Source organism: Roseovarius sp. MBR-79, from assembly GCF_053628555.1.
The window spans coordinates 1-1803 of record NZ_JBRJGP010000068.1 but is presented as its reverse complement, the minus strand read 5'-3'; the positions used below and the strand labels follow the sequence as shown (position 1 = coordinate 1803).

Sequence of the window (1803 nt, the reverse complement as noted above, 5' to 3'; positions counted from 1 at the left end):
GAAATCCGAAAGGACAAAAGTGGCCGACTTTTACGCCGCCCGCGACAACACTATGCCGCCGCTACCGTGGCCGAGTATTGCTCCGCCGATTACAACGCAGACAGCGCATCTTCCGCCTCATCTTCCTCCGAGAGCTCATCGACATCGTCTGACAGCTTCCTGAGCGGTTCACTCGTGGTACTGGCCAAATAAGTACTAAGTTCCGCCGCAACGACTGGGTCTTCCAGAACGCCAAATAGCTCCGAAAAATCATTGATGTCGGACCGTACGACGGTAAGGTCGGCATTTATTGAATGAAATTCTCTTCTAGCGATCTGGGCTATCCGCCATTGCTCAAGGGGCCAGCGGCGTGCCCGCACCGGTTTGCCGGTGTCGTCGAGAGTAAATTCGATGCGCTCAAACGCACCTCGGATAGATAGTGTTGCTTGGAATCGATCAGGGCGGCGGTGCAGGCTGATGAAGAGCTTGCCTTCATCCGGTTCGATGGGCCCGATGTTTTCTCTCACTATAGAAACTGCGATCTGGGCTCTATTTTCCTCTGCTACAACTTCCTTTGGCGCGGTGAGTCGTTCATAGATGAGATCGCAAGCCTCTTGCAGCGGCAAAAGTGTCGCTAGCTTTGGGTCCTTGTCCTGACATTCCCGCGCAGCAGTCAACAGCTTAGCAACGTCCTGTGCCTCGAGCGTGCTGATTGCGCAAATCTCTTCTACGATCTTCGTGACGGCAAATCGGTCCCGCTCGAAGCGATTGCCGGAATCAGGAGCATAGGCAAACGTACGAAGCTCACCATCGACGCGAGGTGCAAAATCCAACGCGTCGATAAGGATAGGATTCCCCTCATTATTTATGACTATATTTGAAGGCTTGATGTCCCCATGCGAAAAATTGTGCTCATGGAGATCGTCAACCACCCTCACAAGGCGGCGTGCGAGCTCAATTGCCTTAACCTGGTCAGCCAGTTCCGATGATGACTTGTCTAACAGGATGTCGAGAACGGTCCCGTCGATCCAGTCTTGGACGATGGCCATACTGTCGCCCAGCCAATGCACCCCGCGCACGTTGGGTATTCCGGGAAACTTATCCATCATGACAGATGAGGCCCTGTGCAGGAACGACAGGACGGTGCGGCCTTCATTCTGCAGCGCACCCCACGCAGCTGACTTCCAGTGCTTTATGATGACTGGTTCGCCATCCTCTTGAGAGCGCCACACATCCAGAGCATCGCTTTCTTTGATTACATCCCCCTGATCCGGGAAGGCTTGGAAAAGTTGGCGGCTGGTTCGAATGGAGCTGCGAAGGGCTTCCAATCCGGACAACACTTCTTCCTTAGAGGGTCGCGCCGCCGTCGCCTTATTGAAGGAGCTCAGAGCGACGGACGCGTCTACAAATCGGCTCCCGGGGTCAACTTCCAATGCCTCCGCGATCCAGCTATGCAGCATTTCAAATTCGCCGCTGATATCGATAGATGGATCCCATTCAGCAGGATCACCAGCCGGAATATGGCCAAACAGCAACTCGTGAACAGCAACGCCGAGCAGGAAAACATCCCTCTTTTTCGGCCCCTTGTCCTCGCCAAGAATATCCTCAGGAACGGTAACACTAGATAGGAACTGATATCGGGCATCGCCCAACGATTTTGTGTCGGGAAACCTTGCTGCAAAGAGATGCGAAAGCTTTACCGAGGTTGGCTCTTCAAGCCAGATGCTATGGTAATCCCCCCCTTTTTAACGGGGTTCGTCCGTAGAGTTCACGCGGCCATTTTCAGTTTCATAGCGGGGGTGATGCCGCCGATGCCCATGTTGG

1 protein-coding gene is annotated in these 1803 nt (G+C 53.9%); it reads right to left on the bottom strand.

Translation table 11 applies throughout. The features are described 5' to 3' along the window. Positions 1-89: 89 nt before the first annotated feature. Entirely contained in the window at positions 90-1631 is a 1542-nt protein-coding gene (locus tag ACSSV8_RS20135; RefSeq protein ID WP_454283670.1) for a protein kinase domain-containing protein, read from the bottom strand. Positions 1632-1803: the final 172 nt, after the last annotated feature.